A 21,535-nucleotide genomic window follows, 5' to 3' on the forward strand; every position below is an offset into this window, starting at 1 on the left:
ACGGTTGAACCGACAAACCGCCGCTCCTTGGTGAACAAATGACAGGTGTTAATGGCACGGAGCCGCCGTGAAGGTAGACGATCTTAAGGAGGGTGGAGAATCGAAAGGTGCGGAAACGGGGCTTCCAGTTCCCCATTGAAATTAGCAACTGCTGGAAATGGCGGTCATTCTCGCATCTGCCGCATCTCTCTGGCTCTGGCTCTGGCTCTGGCTCTGGCTCTGGCTCTGGCTCTGGCTCTGGCTCTGGCTCTGGTTCTAGTTCTAGCTCTGGTTCTAGCTCTGGCTCTGGTTCTAGTTCTAGCTCTGGTTCTAGCTCTGGTTCTAGCTCAGCAAATATTAGTTGGATAAATGTATCTTAATTTGGAGGTTTTGGAGGTTTTGAGGTGATTAGATGGATAAACGTCATTTAATTACATGAATACACCCTACTTTGGATTATTCCCGGAATATTAAGTGCTGTTTTTCCAACTGTTGCCCAGCAAGGGCGCCTCCGTTCATAAGCAAGTGGAGAAAATCCAACTGCTATATAGATTGGTACTTGTACCAATAAAAAAGAAGCCCCGAAGGGCTCCAGAAAGAAATTGCAGATTAGTTCACTGTTATATTATCGAAGCTTACGCTGTTATTGAAGCCGCCGCGTACCCCGATGGTGCCCGAGGTAAACACCGCATCATTCAGGTTAATCTTAGGCACAGCCATATCACCAGCATATACCTTGATGTTACCGCTGTTCACGACAATCTTCATATGATACCAGGTATTTACCGCAATGGGTGTGGCCACGGTCTGGAGCGGGGTCCAGTTATTGTTGAAACGACCGAGCCATACCTGACCGGCAGAGTCAATGCCTGCGGCGTAGCCCTTCTGAGAATCGGCACCGGTACCCGGACCCGTCAGATTGAAGACCAGACTGCCCTGGCCGGCATTATTCAGCCTGATGTCTCCTTCGAGCGTATAGTTCATTTTAGATGGGAACGGGGTAAGCACGGATTTGTCCGCATTGACCGAACTGAGGTTATAGGTACCGCCGCTCACGGCCCAGGTTCCCCCATAACGTGCCCATCCGTTGTCATTCGCAGCAAAATCATTGGTGTACGCACCGCTGAGGTTGCCGAACCGGACCTGGACATTATGCCCGCCAACACTCCGCTCGACCGAATCCACAAAAGCAATCTCATTCGCCCCGGTCTGGTACATCGCTGTCCACCACGAATTCCCGAACGCCGGAACATCATTATCCACCCATGTGGTCCCGTAATCATTACTTAACGAGAGCACATTGGAGTTGGAGCTGAGCAGCAGACGCCCGTCGGTTAAGGAGAGGAGATAAGGTCCGCCCTGCTGATTGGTCGATACCTGGGTGCCGATGCCGCTGGACCAGGTCTTGCCATCCGTACTTTTTTTGGTTAAAATCCGGCAGTTCTGCGTTCCGCACACCTCAAAGGCGACAATATACTGTCCGTTCGCCATCTTGCTCCAGACCGGCATGCCTGGACGAGCCCCGGCGTTAGACGGGTCCCAGGCCACATAAATCTCATTTCCCCAGCTGGCTCCGCCGTTGGTAGAAATTTTCTCGGAGATGATCTGGCTGTAGGAAGGGTTCTCGGTCACATGCTTCTCACTCGCATACATGACTGCCACCGAGCCGTCGTTCAGCAGCTGCATATGCGGCTCATATACCCCTTTATCCGGGTTCCCCAGGGAACCGGCGGTGCCGTTGTTCTCATCGATTGTGCTCAGGAAGCTCCAATTCGCGCCGCCATTCACACTCTTATACACTCTGAGCTGGTACGACTCCTGCCAGCGGACCGAGCGCATGGCCAGCAGAATATCGCCATTGGCCAGCTGCACGAACTGCCCGTTGTCCAGGTCACGCCCGTCTTCCCACAGGGTGGACACCAGTGACCAGGTGCGGCAGTTGTCGGTGCTGCGGAAGACCTGCAGCCGGGTGCCACCCCAGGAGACCTTGGTATAGCCGTTGTTGTCGTAAATAGCAGTGACGGCCAGCCAGTCCCCGTTCGCCAGCTTGATCATCCGGGCATATTCCGCCCCGAACGTTCCGGGTCTGAGCCCGCGGGCATCAGTCCCCGCATCTGTGAAGGTGTTAATATCGGTAATCGTGGATGAGGTACCCCACACCACCGGGCCATTCGCGGCAAATGCCGGAATGGCGGTCAGGACCAGAAGCAGACACAGGGAAGCCGACAGCGAGGTGAATAGTTTTTTTAACAAATAAGCCCCTCCTCTTCATCTTCAATTATGAAACCTGTTGACCGCACCTACATGTAAGTGCTTTCACTGAAGATTCTAAAGGGCTTCTTCTTGTCATTGAACCGATAATTCACCGTTTTTTGGGTACCAATGTTACGATTATTCCTTCATCTGCAAATTGGCCTTCCGGATCACTTCCAGCGGTATCTTCGGCGTCCGGTCCGCAGTGAGCAGCCCGTTCACTTCCTGCTGGACATCTGTAATCTGCGTATAGCAGTAGCCGCAAATATAAGGGGTGTCCTTGATAGCCTGCGTAATCCTGCTGAACCGTTCAATGAAGGCATCGGTGCTGCTTACCTGCTCTCCATACCCCCAGCCGTCGCCGGAATCAAAGGCAATGCCCCCGAATTCGCTAACGATCACCGGCTGGCCGCGGTATTCATAGCCCTGAGCCATGGCATATTTCCAGTTGTTGAATGAGGTTGCCCTGCCAAGTATGCTGCCGGAGTCTGCATAACGCTCAAGCAAGACATCTCCGCTCTCTTCATAATCATGCAGGGTGATGATATCGCTGATGGTATGCTCCCAGCCGTCATTCACAATGACCGGACGGTTCGGATCGATGGATTTGGTCAGATGATAGATCCCCTCGGTGAATTTCTGCTGCAACTTGCTCGTGTAGACCTGCGGAATCCCCCAGGATTCGTTAAAAGGCACCCAGGTGATAATCGAAGGATGATTATACTGCTGCCGGACAATCTCCGTCCATTCGTTCGTGAAGTTCTCCACAGCTTCATCATTGAACTCAAAGGTCGCCGCCATCTCCGACCAGACCAGCAGGCCCTTTACATCGCACCAGTACAGGAACCTGGCATCCTCAATCTTCATATGCTTGCGCACGCCGTTGTAGCCCATCGCCAGAATTGCGTCGATATCGGCAATCAGTGCTTCTTCGGACGGCGGGGTCAGATGGCTCTCCGGCCAGTAGCCCTGATCCAGAATAAGGCGCTGATACACAGGTGTATTGTTAAGCAGCACCTTGCCTTGTTCGACCGAAATTTTGCGCAGTCCGAAATAGGAATATACCCGGTCAATGACCAGATTATCTTTATAGAGAATAAATTCCACTTCGTACAATGTCGGCGCAGCAGGTGACCATGACTGCAGCTTCCACGGGCCGTTTGCTTCGTGAGTCAGCTCCACATCCAGCTGCAGCCAGGCCCGGTCTACATGGAGCGAGACCTGCTTGAACGTCTTCTGCCCCGTGCTGATCTTAGTCTCCAGGCGGAGATTGTCGTCCGCTGCCTGTGTCTGATATTCGAAACGGACAGAGCGGTTATCGAGATCCGGAGTGATTTTGACAGCTTTGAGATAGGAGGGCGACACATACTCTACCCACACACTTTGCCAGATTCCCGTTGTCTGCACATAGAAGCACTCGAAATTCTCATCCACCCAGCGCTGCTTGCCCCGCGGCTGAGTACAGCTCTGGCTGTCTTCTGCTTTGACCACCACCCGGTTAGCCGCTCCCGCATCCGTGTTAACATAATCCGTAATATCCAGCGAAAAGGCCGCATAACCGCCTTGATGCCCTCCTGCATAGCTGCCGTTAACCCACACCTTGGCTGTATAATCCACCGCCTGGAAATTCAGCATCACCCGCTTACCGTTCAAGTCCGCAGGTAGCTGCAGTTCCCGCTCATACCATACATAAGGATGGAAGGTCGTCTCGCCGATCCCGCTGGCCTCCGTCTCATAAGTAAAGGGAACCTGTATCTTCAGATCCCCGTGCAGCTGCTCATTCCAACGCTCCCGTTCTCCAACGTTGCCATCATCAAACCGGAAGCTCCATTCTCCGTTTAAGTTCTGCCATTCCTTGCGGACGAACTGCGGACGCGGATAATCCTTAATATAATGCTCGGTTGCCATAGTATTGCACACGCTCCTTAAGAACAATATTTTTGTTTTATTACAATAAATATGTATTAATTATTGCAGAATCTGCTGAAATGTCAATCACCGATTGTACAGCATGAAGAACCTGCGCCTAAGGCGTCAGGTTCTCTGCATAAATATCGTATGTTCATCGTAAGTGCTACATCTGTCCATCGCTTGTCGTTGAAATTCCGTGACTCCGGTTTCTTATACTGTATAGAAGATCTTCATCACCAGATCCTGCTCATAATCGCCGAACTTCCGCCCGAACAGATTCATTCCGCCCTTGAAGACCGCATTCTCCTTCACACCCAGCCGCAGATCCACATGGTTCTGCTCTGTAAGCTTCAGCTGGCTCAGATTGACGGCGGATATCTCTTTGTGGTCGATCGTGCTGCGGGTATTGTCTACGCTCCAGGTCTTGAGCGAGCCGAACTGGGTACCCGTATCGATCCACCAGGAAGGATTCAGCTTCCCGCGTCTGCCGCCGAAGTCGCCGGGCGAGGTCCAGGTGCCAACCTCCACATTGTTGATCCACAGCGTAATATCCGAAGGCCAGTCGTTCTCATAATTCGGCGCCTCGGAGCAGATCTCCATCGAGAACTGGATCAGGCGGACCGCTGCCCCCTGCGGAATTTCCAGCGGATAGCGGTATTCGAGATACCCCTTTCGCAGCCAGAGCAGCTGGGCATGAACACGGTCCGGATGGAAAAAGCCCGCCGGTGAGTCCTCCACAATAATCGGCCCAGCCTCACTGACCATGCCGCAGGTGGGCGCCACTTCACAGGCCGTGAAATTGCCGATCGGCATTGCAATCTCGTAGCAATAGTCCCCTTGCTCCGCATTCGCGCGGCGTTCCGGCACATTAATGATGATCTTGATATCATCATAGATGCGGCTGCAGACCTTCATGGAGCCGCGCGAAGCCGGCAGCAGCTCGGTCTCAATCAGCCCCGCCTGCTCCAGTACCTTCACATTGGAGGCGGAGGTGGATACCGGTATCTCCAGCGCCTCCGCCAGCTCCACTACATTCATTCTCCGGCTGTTGAGCAGCTCCAGCATTCTTAGTCTAAGCTCCGTAGACAGCGCATGCGTCACTTTCACCAGTTCATCAGGATGTTCCATGGATAATTCCAGAATATCGATCACCGCTTTGCTGTCTATTTAAGATCTATTCCTATTCCTGCACAAAATACAACATTTCCCTCATTAAATCAGCCCAAATTGAAAATTGTTGTATAAAAGGCAGCATTCCCCCGCCTTCAAGCAGCTTAGCGGGAAAATTCCTATATTTCGTACAACAATCCTCCCGAATGCCCGGGTATTCAGGAGTCAGAGTTGTATTATCTACAACATTCCTGCCTATTCCGCAGTAACTTAAGGCACTCACTCTCCTGTGGACGCTTCCGGCAGCAGAACCACCTGGTCCCCCAGCCGGACCTCCCCGGTCCGGATTACGGAAGCATATACGCCAAAGTTCAGATTGAACTCCTTATTCACTTGTTTGAGCAGCGAGCTGTCGCGCTCCAGGGTCTCCGGGTTCATCGTAATCATAACGCAGCGGTCACAATAGCTGTCCACCTGCAGCTCCGCACCGCCTATCGACAAACGCCGGCCGAGCCATTCCTCTTCCCCAAGGGAATCCTCACTCACTTCCACGACAAAGTTCCCCCGGAAGCGGCGCTGATCAACAGGCTTGCCCCATAACGCCTCCAGCTTCTTCAGGCTCTTATCGGTCACAAGCAGAATACTGGCCCCGTCCACAGATAACAGCTGCGGATGTTTCTCTTCCGGGTGAGGCGCTTTGAACTCTGACATCGTAATTTGCGTGGAGGTCAGACTCTGGATTTCATTCAGCAGCTCCGTGTCCCAGCCGAAGACTCTGCCGTCTGCCGCCGTCACACGGATATCCCCTCCGATATATTCCGCTTGATAAGTAAGCATATTGGGGATCTTTCTGGCCGTAACATACTGCCACCAATCCTTCTTCGTCATGTCATAGAAAGAGCAGTACCGGTCCCCCTGCACCCCGTAAGATTCTATCTGACACGCTTCCAGCTCTTCTCCCGCAAAGGATTTTACCGGATAGCGGTTAATCGCCGTAATTTCACCAACTGTAATGGACACTATTTCTGCACCTCTTCTGTCTATAATGTAATGTTCCATCCATTCCCTGAATCTTCAATCATCCTTCTGCTCTTATCCGACAATGCCTTCTGCAGTAAGGCTTCATTGTAGCCCCGATCCTTGAACACACGAAGTATCGCTTCTGCCCGGTCCATCCTGTTTCTCCGGATATTCGACTCCAGCTGAATCTCAAGCGGGACTACAGGAACGGTATATCCGTCAAAAGGCATCTGCTTAGCATAGCTCCAAATCGACTGCCCGCCTTCCCAGATTCCCGCCCCATCTTCGGAATCAGGAATGCCCGCTGAATCAGAAATATGTACTGCTTCCACATCAAAACCTTCAATGATCCATTTCCCTTTGGTCCAGGTGAACCCTGAAGCAAACGACTGCGTGAACAACGGTTCCTCGATTGACGATAACCAGCCCGGTTGTTCCCAGGACAAGAGAGGTTTAACCTTTAAGCTAAAGGGTTCAAGGACAGAAGCGATAACCGCCGCATCCCCTGCGTTCTGTGCATACAAATCGAGATCCCCCGGGGTCATCTCCGCTCCTTGCAGTACCGAAGCGACTGAGCCTACGATGATCCATTTGCAGTCTGCGCCTGATTTGGCGTAACGCTCACATACTGCTGTTAATGCTTCACTATAACTCATAGATGCCTCCTGCAATATAAACAGTATAGACCATACACTTTACCGTTTCGGCAAACACCTGTCCAGTTCCTTCCACTACACAAAGTTTCGCAAAATAGCCCCACAAAGTGGGGCCTTGGCTTCGGGTGATGATTTATAGTGATTCCCGGATCACACGCTTGTAATACAGTACGGAGAGCAGGCCGAAGATCGAATACAGCACAGTGTAAACCGCCATTACCACGAACATCGGAGTAAGCATTTCGGTGCCGAAGAAGAACCAGCCGGACTTCACCGCGAAGTAGCTGTGGCACAGGCCGATGACCAGCGGAATGCCGAAATTGAACAGCTGCTTGAACTGGATACCGCGCAGCAGGTCTCCCTGAGTGAAGCCCAGCTTCCGCAGAATCGTGTATCCGCCTTTCTCCTCCTCGCCTTCATCCATCTGCTTGAAGTAGAGAATGCAGCCGGAGGTGATGAGGAAGGTCAAGCCCAGGAAACCGACGATGAACATAATGAGGCCCATATTCGTACGCTGGTTCAATTCATATTCATATTGGGCGAAGCTTGGTGCTTCCGGCTGCTGGTCCACATAGATTTGATATGCTTTCTCTTTCTGCGAGCGGTCAAGCAGTTCAATGCCGTAATAGTTGTCCGCTTCTTTCTTCATCTGCAGCTTCGGGTCCAGCGACTTAGCCAATTCCTGATACACGGACTCATCGACTACAAACACACCGGCGCCGCCGCTATAATAAAAGGGAAGGATCGCATCCGCAGATAAGCTGATTAACTGCTGCTTAATGTTGCCGTTAGCAGTTATTAGCCCAACTTCTCCGGGATCAAGGCCCATGAATTTGTCCAGCGTGCTGTCATAACCCATAATCCGGACTTCCCCGGGTAATACGTCGATACCTTCCACACTGCTGTCGCTGACAACAGAGGTGCTGAGGATGCGGTCATCGGGATTGTCGAAATTATTTTTGCTCATGATATGCTGTGCGTCCACTTCGATCTGAAGCGGATGCATTTCAATCTCTGTGTACTTAATGTGCTGCTCATCCAGGGCCTGGACAAACCGCTCCTTCACGGCCGCTCTGGCGAAGCCAAAATCATCCGGGGAGCTCTGCTTGGCTGTGGCCTCCGCCGAATAGTACGAAATATAGCTGAGGGACAGCAAACCGATGGCAAGCGCAGAGACCGTTGTGATGATTGTCAGCAGCAGCGAATTCGACTTCATCCGGAACATAATGGACGAGAGCGACAAGACCTCGTTGATGGATAAGTAGCCTTTTTTGCTATTGCGGATCGTATTAAATATGAAGCTGACTGAGCCCTTATAGAACAGATAAGTGCCGGCAATCACCAGAGCGAGGATGACAATCATAGCGGCCATCAGACCAGTCATAGTGACAAATTTGCCGCTGAACAGCTGTGTGGATACATAATAACCGCCAGTAATGAATCCGATGCCGAGCAGTCCGAGAATAATCTCCCACACCGGCATTTTACGGATACGCTGCTGGGTGGTGGATGTCGCCTTGAAGAGGGACAGGATGCTTTGCGCTTTGATGAAGGTGTAGTTCATGATCATAATCAGCACGTACACGGCAGCAAAGACCAGAATCGTCCGCACAAGCGCCTCCGGAGAGAAGCGGAGCTTCGCCTGGGCTTCTACGGCAAGAATTTTGTACAGGATCATCAGAATCAGCCGTGACATCACAAAGCCCGCACCCATGCCTAGAATCATAGACCCGAAATACAGAATCAGGTTCTCCGCACTCAGCAGCCGGAAGATCTTCCCCTTCGTCAGCCCGATCAGCTGGAACAGCCCGATCTCCTTGCTGCGCCGCTTGATGAAGATCGTATTGGCATACAGCAGGAAGATCGCGACAATGGCAATCAGCAGTATGGAGGAAGCGCCAATGGCTGCACCGCCTTTGATTGAACCGCTGACGGCATCCATAGCCGGATCGAATTGCAGCGTCACGAATGAGAAATAGAGGGCAACACTGAATACAAGAGCGAAGACATACAGATAATAGTTTTTGATATTCTTTTTCAAATTACGGAAGATAATATAGTTCAGACTCATTGCGCAGCACCGCCAAGCACGCCCTGGGTATTGATAATATCGTTGAAGAAGGACTGCCGTGATTCATCGCCTTTGTTCAGCTGCGTGTAGATTTGCCCGTCGCGGATGAATACTACCCGGCTGCAATAGCTCGCGGCAACAGCATCATGGGTGACCATGACAATAGTGGCCTGGCGTTTCTGGTTCATATCGGCGAGCTTGTTCAGCAGATCGGAAGCCGACTTGGAATCCAGAGCCCCTGTAGGCTCATCGGCAAAAATAATACTCGGATCATGCACAAACGCCCGTGCCGCCGAGGTACGCTGCTTCTGCCCGCCCGAGATTTCGGCCGGATATTTGTCCTTCAGCTCATTTATTCCCAGTTCGCCCGCCACCTGCTCGAACTTCTGGTGAGCCTCCTTCTTCGGGATCCCGGTGATTGAGAGCGGCAGCAGCACATTTTCTTTAACAGTCAGCGTATCCAGCAGATTATAATCCTGAAAAATAAATCCGAGATGCTGCTTGCGGAATTCCGCCAGCTGTTTCTCCTTCATTCCCGTGAATTCCTTGCCCTCTATTTCAATGGTCCCCTGGCTCACCCGGTCGATGGAGGACAGGACATTCAGCAGAGTCGTTTTACCGGAACCGGAAGGACCCATGATTCCCACGAACTCCCCTTTATTCACCTGAAGATCGATCCCCTTCAAGACCTCCTGCTTGTTAAATTTATTGCCATAGGTTTTATAGATTTTGTTAGCCTGCATGATAATCATTTTGTTCACCCACTCCTTTTCTATAACTCAATCATAAGCGGGCTCCGGTTTATTATCCTGCGCATCGCCGAACAATGTGAAGAAGCATGTGACATTATTGTCACACGCCTGTAATTCTCTGAAAGTCGTTCTCCCGGGGAAAAGTAAGCGTAAATATACTCCCTTCTCCGGGTACGGATGCCGCATGAATGCTGATCAGCAGCGGCTCTGCCACCTGCCGGGTCAGATAGAGTCCCATTCCGGTGGCTGCACCATCCTGGCGCCCGCGCGATGACGTGAAGCCTTTGTCATAGATCCGCGGAAGATCCCTGGGATCAATGCCCTGTCCGCTGTCTTCGATGGTAAGCACGGTATGACCGTCCTTTCCACCGCTCCTGATGAGGATATCGGAGACTTCGCTGTATTTCACAGCATTCGTGAGCAGCTGTCTGAGCATGAAGGCCAGCCATTTGCCGTCAGTCAGCACCTCTTCCACCTCAAGCTCCACATCAAAACCGATTCCCTTGGAGATACACCATGACTTCAGCGCCCGGATTTCCTTATTAAGAACCGGCTCCAGACTGATATTCTCTATGAACAGATCATTGCGCATAAAAGGAATCCGTTTCTGATGTAGCTGCTGGTCGAGCAGATGATGAATCCGCAGCCATTCGTACATGAGCTGTCTTTGCAGGGTTTCATCCGGCAGCCGCTCAATCATCAGCTGCATGGCGGTGAGCGGTGTTTTGACCTCATGAATCCAGGACAACAGCTCGTCCTTCTCAGACTCCAGCAGCTGGTAGTTCATGGAGGATTCGCGTTTGTACCTGTCAGTCTGGGCGGTAACCGCCTCATGGACGATCCGCTCCAGCGGACTGCCGGGCTCAATCACAGCATGAAGGTCATAGATCTGATCCCAGGCTTCCAGGCTCCTGTAGAATCTGGTTTCTTTGGCATATCTCAGGAATACGAACGCGAGACATAGCAGCACATTCAGCAGCACAATGTACAGTACCGGCAGCAACGGGATAGCCGCATCAACATAAGCCACGAATATAATGATGAGCTGCAGGACGGCAAAGAGCAGCAGCCAGCTCCGCTTCTCGGTTATGTATTTCCTTATCATTCTGCCGCCTCTTCGGTCGCCATATACCCCTGCCCAACTTTCGTTTCAATGAAGGCTTCAAGCCCCAGCGGTTCCAGTTTTTTGCGCAGCCGGTTTACATTTACGGTAAGGGTATTGTCACTCACGAAATGCTCATTGTCCCATAAGCTCTTAATCATCTCTTCACGGTCAACGATGCTGTCCTTGCGCTCCACTAATATTTTGAGGATCAGCATCTCATTCTTTGTCAGCAGAGCTGCTCCCTGATTGTTAGTGACCGTATTCTTCACGAATTCAATCGCTGCCCCGCACCAGGTCTTCAGCTCTGTGCGTTCGGTGCTATAATTGTAGACCCGGCGGAGTGTGGCCTGGATTTTGGCAATCAGCACTTCGAAGTGAAACGGCTTCTGAATGAAGTCATCTGCTCCCAGCTGCATGGACATGACCATATCACTTGGATGATCGCGGGAGGAGAGGAAGATAATCGGCACATTGGAGTGAGCCCGCAGAATCCGGCACCAGTGGAATCCGTCGAACTGCGGCAGCTGAATATCAATCACCACCAGATCCGGCTTCACCTCCGTAAATTCCTGCAGAACCTTGCCGAAATTCGTGATCCCGTATACCTCATACGACCACTGGGACAGTCTTTCCTTGATCTCCCCGAACAGGGTGATGTCGTCTTCAATAAGCATAATTTTGAACAATAGAGACTCTCCTTCTGCAGTAGTGCTATTCATTAATCCAATTGGAAACTGATAAGCTGATTCGGCAAAACACTTTTGATAACCTCAGTGTTACTGGAGTACAGCGCTGTCATATACTTGTCGAAGGTTAACTTGTTGTCATTGGTTAGTAGAGTAACTGTTGTATCTCTTGAAGGATTTCCGGATTTGCCCCTCAAGGTTAATAAATAAGAAAAGGGTGTTGGTTCACCGGTCTCATCAGCACTCTCAAATATATAATATTTGCCATCCTGAAAGAATAAGTCAGAATAAGAAGAAGAAATGCCCTCTTCATTATCATGAAAAGTGGCTAGCCGAACCCCCGTATTCAACCCTTGCGCAGACGCTGCAACAAACTGGTCCCATACTGCCCTGCCTGCAACCACCTCTAAATTGTGCTTAACCACATATCCATGGGCTGCGGCATCCATCATTGTATAATCCCCGGGCAATCCGGTGAACCCTGTATAGAAACCTCTCATGTCCAGCGTCAGGGCAACTGTATGACCGTCAGCTTCTCCCGCGGTATTATTTGTAAAATCATCTGTTGCTTTACCCGTTGTATCCCCCGCTGCAGTAATCGCAGTAATATCAGCAGTCACACCAGCAGCATTATTAACGGTACTCCCCTCATTCTTGCAGCCTGCCAGCACACCCGCAGCACATATGACCACCAGTACACTTGTCATCATTTTAAGCCTCTTCATCCCCATTACTCCCCGCCGGAAATTGTAATTATTGGATAATTATACTTCACATTGATGAATTGACAAAGGCTTGGGCAAGTCTTAGAATATGAAATATATCTTGATGATCAAGATAATTGAATTCGAAGATATTTTTCGAACCGGGAGGGCTCATGAATGGCATCACTAATCTTATACGCTACCAAATCTGGAGCTTCAGAGCAATGCGCGTTCCTGCTGGCAGAATATATTCCCGGGAGCACGTTATGCAATCTGGAGTCAGAGAAGCCGGACATTGAGAAGTATGACCACATCATTCTGGGCGCGGGTGTACGCGACGGTAAGCTCTACAAGCCAGTCCGGGATTTCATCAAAAAAAACAAACCCGCCCTGCTGGACAAGCAGATGGGCTACTATATCTGCAATGAGAAGCCCAAGAAAACCGAAGAGATTATCACAGATAATATTCCTGAGGATCTAAGGCAGGCCTCTCTCTGTATTGAGTCTTTTGGCGGATATAAAGCCTATGCCGCTCCCGCAAAGGATGCGGATCAGCTCAAAGGAATTTTCGTGGAGAGAATCCGCACTTTTTCAGAACATTTCAAATAACCCGCTATGTCCCTCACTCATACTGTCTGCCGCTCAATCATGTTCAAATGAATCTCTTCATGGGCCCGGCCTCCGTCCACCGCCTGCAGGAAAGCCCTCCGGCCGATCTCCACCAGCGGAATCTCGAAGGTCGTGATATGCATCATCCGGGCGATCGGCTGATTGTCGAACCCTACAATGGCAAGCTGTCCCGGCACCTCAATCCCATTCTCCCGGCAAAAGGCCAGAATTCCCGCCGCCACCTGATCACTGGTAACCAGCAGTGCAGTTGGAGGGTCGTCCATCTTCAGAATCCGCTGCATAATCCATTCCCCGTCTTCCAGCTGCACACAATCGTAGAACATATAGTCATGGTTATAGGCTTCATGCCGGTTCATATAGAAGTCCCGGTAGGCCGCCTCCCTTAAATTGCTGTTGGGACTGGACTGCCTGGCCAGGCAATAGCCGATTTTGTGATGGCCTTTGCTTCTCAGATAGGTAAGCGCACGAGTGAAGCTCTGATAATGATCCATAAATATAGAAGAAACCTGATGTCCCCTGCCGTCCTCCAACACAATAATAGGGCCGTACTGCGTATACTCCTCCACCGTCTCCCAGCTGCACGTCCGCGAACAGATAATCAGCGCATCAATCTGCTTCAGCTTCAGCATCATCAGTGCATCCAGCTCCCGCTCCGCTTCATAGTTGGACTGAATCAGCACCAGCTTGTAATTATCCTTGATAGCCTCATCCGCTATTCCTTCAACGACCATCCCGAAATACGGCCGCGTGATATAGGGAACGACCACCCCAATCAGATTCGTCCGGCCCCTGCTTAGATGTACTGCGTTTATATTACGTTCATAATCGGCCGTCTCCATGGCCTGCAGAACGGCTTCCCGCTTCGCCTTGGTTACATAAGGGTGACCGTTAAGAACACGGGACACCGTTGTGACCGAGACTCCCGCCAGCTTCGCAATATCTTTGATGTTCGCCATAGTCCTACCTTCCCCCAGCGTATTGTGCACAGCCTGTACTTCCTCTTAATTTTACCTCAAACCGCCGGAATGCGTTACATTCAGACCACAAATAAAGCATTTGACATGGAAGGCGTTTCATAGATTACAGTGGTTCTGTAATAGGGCGAAATCAGGGCTAAGTATTATAAAAGAGGTGAGTAGAAGATGTACAACGAGGATGCCGGGGCTGATCCTAAGAATCACCACCGGGACTTATGGGATACGTATGAGGCTCTGGCCGGATTCATGGGTGCGCAGCTGATCGAGCACCCTTTTCCGCAGACGATGGGGTCTCTTGTTTCGCTTGAGCTGATGACCAAATTTCATACATCATTGCTGGCAGAACGCCTGCTGCTGAATTCAGGCTTCTGCCATGAGGCTTATTGTATACTGCGCCTGATGCTTGAATACACGATTACCTTGAAATTCATTCTGCTCCTGCCTGAAGAAAGGGCCATGCGCTATTTGGATGACACCTCCGCAGCTTCCCGGCCGTTTGATTTCGACATTCCGCTGATGGCAGATGAAACCCATATGCAGGAGTGGCTACGAATCATTGAACACCCTCTTCCCGGCTGCTCCAGCCCGCTTGAAGCCGGTGATCTGCTGGCGAAATCCTGTAAGCTGACATCCCTTATGCTGGAAACCGGCCGGAATAGCTAAGAGCCGGGCAGGCAGCCCAAGAGTTCATCCTGAATACTGCCTAGCCCGGCTCAATGTTGAAGCGGTACCTGCGCTTAGTTCAAACCTGCTGCAATTTCTTCACTGGTCCGTACCCGGCCTATTCTCGGGAAGATCGTGCTGCAGACATAATCATGTTCTTCCTTGGTGCTTGCTGTCATCGCGTCCTCTGCGAACACTTGCTGATAGCCGTGCTGATAGGCTTCTCTGGCTGTAGTATCCACGCCAATGCTGGTGGAGATGCCGCAGAGCACTATGGTCTGAATTCCGCGGCGGCGCAGCTGGAGATCAAGATCCGTGCCGAAGAAGGCCCCCCATTGCCGTTTCGTAATCGTGTACGTATTCTTGAATTCTGCAATAGCGGGAACAATATGGTCCCAGCCTTCAGGATAATCCGCCGCTGCCGAAACGGAATCGGTCACAGGTCTGACCATATCCTTGCCGTCGAGCGTAGATACCTTGACCAGCACCACAAATGCCCCTTTCTGCGTAAAAGCATCCACCAGCTTCGCCGCATTCCCTATTACCTGAGCAGCCGTATAAGGAGCAGCCTGACGGCCTCCTCCCGCGATGCCGTTCTGCAGATCAATCACCACTAATGCCGCCCTGGCTGCTTCAAGGGTAAAACCTGCTGTTTCTTGCAACTCTTCCATGTTCTCCACTCCTCTTATTCTGTGAATTTATTCAGCTGCTGCCAGACTGATTGCATTCAGCTTCCGGTAGACTTTGAAGTACACCAGGGCAGCATTAATCAGCAGCAAGCCGCTTGTAACTATAAATACATACCGCATGCCGAATGCCGCAGCCACTTGTCCGCCCAGCACGGAACCGCCGAACACGCCCAGATAACCTGCCGACATATTGAGACCGAACACTCTGCCGGTCAGCGCCGCCGGGGTGATCTTTTTGACCATAATGGATACCGAAGGCACCAGTCCGCCGGCCGCCAGGCCCAGCAGGAAACGCAGACCCATCAGCTCCCAGGGACTCCGGACAAAAGCCTGCGGGATAAAAATCAGTCCGGCCGCAATCAGGGCGAACAGGATTACCTTATGCGCACCGATCCGGTCCGACAGCCTGCCGAGTCTTGGCGCAGCCATAATATTGGCCAGCCCGGAAGCCGAGAAGGTAAGTCCGGCGATCAGCGCCACATGACTGGCCGTCCGGGATAGCTGGGTTACATAGACCGTCATGATCGGCTCTATCGAGTATAGGGCCACCGATAAGATGAAGAAGGTTACGAACAAGGTAAGCGTTAGGCTTTTCTGCGGGACACTGCCCCATATTTCCTTCATGCGCAGCGTCTTTTTATGCTCACGGGTGAACGATTCTTTCACGAAGCCCAGCGTCAAGGCAAAGGCAATCAGCATCAGAATACCGGTCACAAAAAACGTATTCTGCACACCCAGATTCTCGGCAATAAAGCCTCCGATGGTCGGTCCCAGCAGGGAACCGGCGATATTCGCCGTGGACAAGGTGCCCAGCGCATATCCTGCATGTTCCTTATCCGTCTGCGTGGCAATGAGTGTCGTACAGGCGGTGCCGTAACCAGTGACAGCCCCCTGTAATAGACGCAGGCCGATTAAGACATATACATGTTGCGCAAACCCCATACACCCGATAATCAGCGCCATCCCGAGACTCGCCCGCAGCAGCATCGGCTTGCGCCCTACCTTGTCGGCAGCCATTCCCCAGATGGGTGAGAAGATGGCAGATATGATATAGGTGATGCCAAAGGCTAACCCTGACAGCTGTGCAACAGAGTCTGCATTATCTACTCCCAGCTGCTGAATATAGAGCGGAAGGACCGGCGCAAGCTGGCTCATTCCCACACCTGTCACGAACATGCCGAACCAGCATACGATCAGATTTCTTTTCCATACCGGCATGACAACAAGCCTTCCTTCTGTTATGAATCCACTATTGTGTGTGCGCACTTCACAATAACATCCTCATATTATCAGCCGGAACGGCTCCACACCATGCATTATTTTAAACTACATGGACATTTTTGCTGTAGAATTCGGAAGGGCTGATGCCTTCAATCCGTTTGAAGATCCGGCTGAAGTAGAATTCATCCGCGTACCCGAGCTCCCCGGCGATCTCTTTCACTTTTTTGCCGCTGCCTTCGAGGATCAGCTCCTTGGCCTTGTCCATTTTGATTCTGCTGAAGAACTCTATAGGCGAATAGCCGGTAATCTCCTTGAACGCCCTGGACAAATACGCAGGTGACAGCTGTACCAGACCGGCCAATTCCGGCAAGGTGACTCTGGTACTGATATGCTCCTGCATATACCCGATGACCTTCTCAACCTTCAGGGAGGTGGAGAAATTCTGATTATGACGCTTGTGGTTCTGGTAAATCGCTATCAGGAGCAGCTGTAGTGCTGTCTTCGCGGTAAATTCATAACCCGGCAGCTTGGCATTCCAGCCTTCCACCAGTTTACTGAAGATCTCTTCAATCTGATAATAATCCTTCAAGTCTTGTGCAGTGTGCAGCGGGAGCATCTCCGGCTCTTCTCCCAGAGTCCACCTTCCCTCCATCAGATTCACCTGCGCATAACTGAAATGTACAGCCAGGAAGCAGAGCGGGTCCTCAAGATCAAACTCCATCGAATGAAATACACCGGGCCGGATATAGAACAGCATCCCTGCCTTGAACTGATATTTCTTATGATCCACCGTCACACTGCCTTGTCCCCCAATGACCAGGATCAGCTCATGATGCTCGAGAGTACGGGCGATTCGGGTTGAATATTTCCGGGTATCCTTGAATCTTCTGAAGTTACAGTAATGGATATGGAAAAAAAGATTGTTGATGTTCACGTTTCCCTCCGTATGTCCGTACAAGATGTGTTGAAAGTAATGGCTACCCTCAAACCATTCGCTTCACTCGCAATAGTTCCTTTATAGTACTCCCCTTGTATGTTATATAGCAAAAAGCAGCGCCTCCCCCTAACAGGAGCTGCGCTGCTTGTATCATTCCCCCGCTGTCCGGCTTCTACTGATTGTCTCAGCGCAGCCTTAAGGCAGGATCGTTGGTCTGATCACAATCTCATTCACACTGGTATCCTCAGGTTCATCAATCGCGTAAGCAATTGCTCTGGCAATACTGTAAGGAGATATAGCCATGCTGTTCATCTGGCCCGCCATTGCCCGGATTTCCGGACTGCTGATCGTGTGGGTCAGCTCTGTGTCCGTCATCCCCGGCGAGATAATGGTCGAACGGATATGGGAGGCGGCTGATTCTTCCTGGCGCAGCCCTTCAGAGATGGCCCGGATAGCATATTTGGTCGCGCTGTAGACTGCAGATGAAGGACTTACGCTATAACCTGCTACCGAGGACAGGTTGATGATATGCCCCGACTGCTGCTCCCTCATAACCGGCAGAACAGCAGCGATGCCATACAGCACGCCTTTGATATTGACATCGATCATCTGATCCCATTCATGTACCTTCAGCTCCTGCAGCATGGATGCGGGCATTACCCCGGCGTTATTCACCAGTACATCAATACGTCCGAATTGCTGCAGGGCGAATCTTGCCAGCTTCTCCATCTCCTCCGCAGAAGTTACATCGGTCTGCAGATACACGGCATCGCCGCCTTCCTGGACGATCTCACTGGCGAGTATCTGCAGGCGGTCTGTTCTTCTGGCTGCCAGGACTAGCTTTGCACCTTTCTGAGCCAGCAGCCGGGCAGCAGCTTCACCTATTCCGCTTGAAGCTCCTGTAATGATGATTACCTTGGATGACTTATTTTCCACTTGTGACCTCTCCTTTATTCAACATTTGTTGATTATCTAACTGGTGTTGATTATTATTATATAGAGAAGGTCAGGCAATTCAATCGCTAATGTAAGCGGAAATGTCCTATATACAACAGGCGCAGGCCATATGTTCATTAACTGAAGGAGGTTCATCATCATGGGTACCGGAATCAAGACAGACAGACGGATTCTGAGAACAAGAGAGGCGATTAACAGAGCTTTTCTGGAGCTTTTTGGGGAGAAGGAGCTGGAACAAATCACAATCAACGATATCGCGGAACGGGCGAATGTAAACCGGGGAACCGTCTATCTGCACTACACCGACAAATATGACCTGCTCAACAGATGCATTGAGGACCACCTGGGCAAAATGTTCCTATCCTGCAATATGACCCGCACTCCGGACGGAGATGTTGGACTAATCAGTGAAATGAAGCCGGTATTTCTCTATTTCGAACAGAACTTCCTGTTCTTCTCCGCTATGCTTGCCAACCAGAGAACCACAATCTTCCGTGAACGCCTGCTGGAGATTGTCTCGGCGAATGTAATTCGTAAGCTGGAGATGGAGAAGTCTGTTCCTGAAGGAATGGATAAGCAGCTTATTGCCCATTTCATGGCTTCGGCCTTCGTGGGCACTGTCGAATGGTGGATTCAGAACCGGATGCCGCATACTCCGGAAGAGATGGCGCAGCAGGTGCGGAGCTTGTTTGAGGGTAACACAATGTATAGGGGACACCAATAATCCCGCCTCCTTCCACTTGGGAAAGATGCGGGATTCGCAGCCGGAAACCAGGGCTTCCGGGTTAATCAATATGTACGCCGAATTAGATTAACTTATTCAGTTCGGTCAATAATGCCTGTTTCAGTTCTGCCAGTCTTTCCCCGCTTGGTCTGCAGCTGTCTGAGTACATTGTTTCTCTGGGCGTCCACCAGACGGGATGGGTCGGATTCGGTTCGCTTAGCTGTCTCGGGAAAATATGCCAGTGCATATGCGAGTCGCCGTTGCCCAGCAGCTCGTAATTCAGCTTGTGCGGCTTGAATGCATGATGCACCGCTTCTGCCACGAGGCTCATTTCAACCAGAAATTTCTGTTTGTAGCCGCTGTCCAGTTCATGCAGCTCCCGTTTATGTTCCTTGCCCAAAAATAAAGTGTAGCCTTCGAAATATTGATGGTCTCCAAGTACTACATACCCTGTTTCGAGCTCGGCTACAAAGCACTTATTCGTGCCCTCTTTAATCATATTAATGCGGTTACAAATCAAACAATCTTCCATATTGTGAAACCTCCCATAAGATAAGTAACAGTCCATTATCACCACTTATATAAGCTGAACTTAAAAATGATGGCCAGCCGATAGACACACCTCTACCGGAGCGGGTTTCGTCCATGCAACCAGTCAGATTCTTAAGTGGACCCTATATAGCAATAATTATTTATAGAATACCCCTAAATAATAACATTACAGATGTCGATAATATTAAAGCAATATAAATTCCTTAGAAAGGAAAATAAATATATTATTGAGATTTTAATACATAGGTCAAATATCATATAGTGAGTAGGAGGAATTATTTAGTATGAATATTACAAAGAAAGTATTTATCTCTTCCATTTTGGCTACCGGATTGTTATGCGGGGCTGTAGGGGTTTACGCTGCAGACGGGGTTTCGTTAGTACAAGCTTACCTTAATAGTACTATTAAGTTTACTGTGAATGGCGTTTCGTGGACTCCTAAAGATGCTAGTGGAAATAAACTCTCCCCTCTAGTATACAATGGTTCAACCTACCTTCCCGCCAAGGCAGTCGGTGAAGCAATGAATGCATCCGTCCTTTGGAATGCCGGTACTAAAACCGTTGCCATTACAACTACAGGAAGTGCCAGCGCCGGAGAACCTTATAATGATTCATCATCAGCTACGACTACACCAGTCACTAACGTACCAGTAACAACTGCTCCAGCAGCTACCGCCCCTGCCTCTCAGTCAAGCAGCCTTCCAAGTGGACTGCTCACTCTGCCTTATAATCATGATCTCACTGCAGTAGGCGAAAATAACAAATCGGTAGCATTAGCTTTTATCCAAGCTTACGGAAATGCCTTAACTTCCGGATCCAACTCAAGCTATAATACTTTAATCGATAAATATGTGATTGACGATTTAAATGACTACGACATGGGCTACAAAAAAACATCGAAGGACAATGCAGCTAAATCGATTTCCGGGGTAGTAAAATTGAATGATAGTGGAGTTATTACGAAATATGCGGGTATTTTAAAGAGTGCCACACTTAGTGATGTGAAATTAGACACAACCTGGTCTGAAAAATATTCAACCTCTACTACATTGTGCTACAAAGTAGAATTACCAGGCTTCTTCATATCTTCATTCAGTGTCTTTTTTGAATTTGATATGGATAAAGAAACGAACACTTATTATCTTGTAGCAGTCAATATCTAAACTTCCAAATGAATAGAAGGTGTGCGGGCCCATGATGGCTTGCACACCTTTTTTGGATATACCCAAAAGAAATAGATGCTTCTCAAAAGTTTGGAGGACGATGCCTCTCGCGCGGGCAGCTGCAATAATGTACTATAGCCATTTCCCTGCCGGGTGTATATTCATGTGACTACTTCACCTGGAGGTCATCATGAATATCGTTTCTTTCATCATCTATTGTATTGTGGTAACCTTCACACCCGGCCCTACCAATATTGTGATTCTATCCTCCGTGCAGCATCACGGGGCCAGAAAAACAATGGGATACGTTGGCGGAGCCACCGTGGCATTCGGACTGCTGCTTGCCGCCTCTGCCCTGCTGAACCGCATGCTTGCGGACATCATTCCGCATATTCTCGGCGTTATGCAGATCATCGGCAGCCTGTACATGCTCTACTTGGCTTACCAGGTCTACACTATGGGCCGTACCGAGGAGAATCCCCGGCAATCCTCCGGATTCGTCTCCGGTCTGGTGACGCAATTCGCCAATCCGAAGGTGCTGCTGTTCACGCTGACCGTTATCCCGGGTTACGTTATGCCTTATTATAGTTCACCCGCAGCAGCCTTCATCTTCGTTATGGTAATTACTGTAATAGGTTTTCTCGCATTCACTACCTGGGTCGTATTCGGTTCCGTATTCAAGAGCTTTCTGCAGCAGCATCAGCGGGTGATGAATAGTATCATGGCACTTTTTCTAGTATACTCTGCTGTAATGGTATCCGGAATTTTATAGAGG

At 50.3% G+C, this 21,535-nt stretch carries 21 protein-coding genes; 5 read left to right on the plus strand and 16 right to left on the minus strand.

All coding sequences use genetic code 11. The features are described from left to right. Positions 1 to 588: 588 nt before the first annotated feature. The 10 genes from GC101_RS04295 to GC101_RS04340 all read right to left on the minus strand — a co-directional run bounded on the left by GC101_RS04295 (position 589) and on the right by GC101_RS04340 (position 12,274). Positions 589 to 2,232: a 3-keto-alpha-glucoside-1,2-lyase-like domain-containing protein gene (locus GC101_RS04295; protein ID WP_171716210.1), complete on the minus strand. Its 1,644-nt coding sequence runs from the start codon at positions 2,230 to 2,232 to the stop codon at positions 589 to 591. Positions 2,233 to 2,370: 138 nt separating this feature from the next. Further along, a complete protein-coding gene (locus GC101_RS04300; protein WP_171716211.1) occupies positions 2,371 to 4,140 on the minus strand; it encodes a glycoside hydrolase family 2 protein in 1,770 nt (589 codons plus the stop codon). Between the two features lie 213 nt (positions 4,141 to 4,353). Beyond that, a complete protein-coding gene (locus GC101_RS04305) occupies positions 4,354 to 5,271 on the minus strand; it encodes an ArsR/SmtB family transcription factor (RefSeq protein ID WP_216626438.1) in 918 nt (305 codons plus the stop codon). A 261-nt stretch (positions 5,272 to 5,532) separates the two neighbouring features. Continuing rightward, entirely contained in the window at positions 5,533 to 6,273 is a 741-nt protein-coding gene (locus GC101_RS04310) for an MOSC domain-containing protein (RefSeq protein WP_171716212.1), read from the minus strand. Between the two features lie 20 nt (positions 6,274 to 6,293). Beyond that, positions 6,294 to 6,929: a hypothetical protein gene (locus tag GC101_RS04315; protein ID WP_171716213.1), complete on the minus strand. Its 636-nt coding sequence runs from the start codon at positions 6,927 to 6,929 to the stop codon at positions 6,294 to 6,296. 133 nt (positions 6,930 to 7,062) lie between these two features. Further along, the gene (locus tag GC101_RS04320; protein WP_171716214.1) at positions 7,063 to 9,000 is read right to left on the minus strand and encodes an FtsX-like permease family protein; all 1,938 of its coding nucleotides are present in this window, start codon (positions 8,998 to 9,000) and stop codon (positions 7,063 to 7,065) included. Then, positions 8,997 to 9,752, minus strand: coding sequence for an ABC transporter ATP-binding protein (locus tag GC101_RS04325; protein ID WP_171716215.1), 756 nt, complete (start codon positions 9,750 to 9,752; stop codon positions 8,997 to 8,999). The genes GC101_RS04320 and GC101_RS04325 overlap by 4 nt, the downstream gene beginning before the upstream one ends. A gap of 100 nt (positions 9,753 to 9,852) precedes the next feature. Next, on the minus strand, positions 9,853 to 10,857 hold the full coding sequence (locus GC101_RS04330) for a sensor histidine kinase (protein WP_171716216.1): 1,005 nt from the start codon (positions 10,855 to 10,857) through the stop codon (positions 9,853 to 9,855). Next, on the minus strand, positions 10,854 to 11,543 hold the full coding sequence (locus GC101_RS04335) for a response regulator transcription factor (protein WP_171716217.1): 690 nt from the start codon (positions 11,541 to 11,543) through the stop codon (positions 10,854 to 10,856). Before GC101_RS04335 ends, GC101_RS04330 begins: the two co-directional genes overlap by 4 nt. 32 nt (positions 11,544 to 11,575) lie before the next feature. Beyond that, complete coding sequence (locus GC101_RS04340) at positions 11,576 to 12,274, minus strand: hypothetical protein (protein WP_171716218.1); 699 nt, start codon at positions 12,272 to 12,274, stop codon at positions 11,576 to 11,578. Positions 12,275 to 12,424: 150 nt separating this feature from the next. Here GC101_RS04340 and GC101_RS04345 point away from each other — a divergent pair, with 150 nt between their 5' ends. After that, positions 12,425 to 12,856: a flavodoxin domain-containing protein gene (locus tag GC101_RS04345; protein WP_171716219.1), complete on the plus strand. Its 432-nt coding sequence runs from the start codon at positions 12,425 to 12,427 to the stop codon at positions 12,854 to 12,856. A gap of 17 nt (positions 12,857 to 12,873) precedes the next feature. Here GC101_RS04345 and GC101_RS04350 read toward each other — a convergent pair whose 3' ends face one another. Beyond that, a complete protein-coding gene (locus tag GC101_RS04350) occupies positions 12,874 to 13,833 on the minus strand; it encodes a LacI family DNA-binding transcriptional regulator (protein ID WP_171716220.1) in 960 nt (319 codons plus the stop codon). Positions 13,834 to 14,019: 186 nt separating this feature from the next. Here GC101_RS04350 and GC101_RS04355 point away from each other — a divergent pair, with 186 nt between their 5' ends. Beyond that, positions 14,020 to 14,517: a hypothetical protein gene (locus GC101_RS04355; protein WP_171716221.1), complete on the plus strand. Its 498-nt coding sequence runs from the start codon at positions 14,020 to 14,022 to the stop codon at positions 14,515 to 14,517. A 74-nt stretch (positions 14,518 to 14,591) separates the two neighbouring features. Here the strand turns inward: GC101_RS04355 and GC101_RS04360 are convergent, their stop codons facing one another. From GC101_RS04360 to GC101_RS04375, 4 genes are all read right to left on the minus strand, one after another. Further along, entirely contained in the window at positions 14,592 to 15,188 is a 597-nt protein-coding gene (locus GC101_RS04360) for a hydrolase (RefSeq protein WP_171716222.1), read from the minus strand. A gap of 27 nt (positions 15,189 to 15,215) precedes the next feature. Continuing rightward, complete coding sequence (locus GC101_RS04365; protein ID WP_171716223.1) at positions 15,216 to 16,424, minus strand: multidrug efflux MFS transporter; 1,209 nt, start codon at positions 16,422 to 16,424, stop codon at positions 15,216 to 15,218. Positions 16,425 to 16,527: 103 nt separating this feature from the next. Next, a complete protein-coding gene (locus tag GC101_RS04370; RefSeq protein WP_171716224.1) occupies positions 16,528 to 17,361 on the minus strand; it encodes an AraC family transcriptional regulator in 834 nt (277 codons plus the stop codon). A gap of 198 nt (positions 17,362 to 17,559) precedes the next feature. Next, entirely contained in the window at positions 17,560 to 18,300 is a 741-nt protein-coding gene (locus GC101_RS04375; RefSeq protein ID WP_171716225.1) for an SDR family NAD(P)-dependent oxidoreductase, read from the minus strand. 160 nt (positions 18,301 to 18,460) lie between these two features. Here GC101_RS04375 and GC101_RS04380 point away from each other — a divergent pair, with 160 nt between their 5' ends. Beyond that, positions 18,461 to 19,045 (plus strand): TetR/AcrR family transcriptional regulator, encoded by a 585-nt coding sequence (locus GC101_RS04380; protein ID WP_171716226.1) that lies wholly within the window; start codon positions 18,461 to 18,463, stop codon positions 19,043 to 19,045. A gap of 82 nt (positions 19,046 to 19,127) precedes the next feature. Here GC101_RS04380 and GC101_RS04385 read toward each other — a convergent pair whose 3' ends face one another. Further along, positions 19,128 to 19,577, minus strand: a complete 450-nt coding sequence (locus tag GC101_RS04385; RefSeq protein ID WP_171716227.1) for an HIT family protein — start codon at positions 19,575 to 19,577, stop codon at positions 19,128 to 19,130. Positions 19,578 to 19,881: 304 nt separating this feature from the next. On the opposite strand from GC101_RS04385, the gene GC101_RS04390 reads away from it, so the two are divergent. Continuing rightward, a complete protein-coding gene (locus tag GC101_RS04390; protein WP_171716228.1) occupies positions 19,882 to 20,760 on the plus strand; it encodes a stalk domain-containing protein in 879 nt (292 codons plus the stop codon). 190 nt (positions 20,761 to 20,950) lie between these two features. Continuing rightward, complete coding sequence (locus GC101_RS04395) at positions 20,951 to 21,532, plus strand: LysE family translocator (RefSeq protein ID WP_171716229.1); 582 nt, start codon at positions 20,951 to 20,953, stop codon at positions 21,530 to 21,532. The last annotated feature ends 3 nt before the right edge of the window (positions 21,533 to 21,535 follow it).

It is taken from the genome of Paenibacillus phytohabitans (assembly GCF_013141775.1).
GTDB classification, from domain to species: Bacteria; Bacillota; Bacilli; order Paenibacillales; family Paenibacillaceae; genus Paenibacillus_AQ; species Paenibacillus_AQ phytohabitans.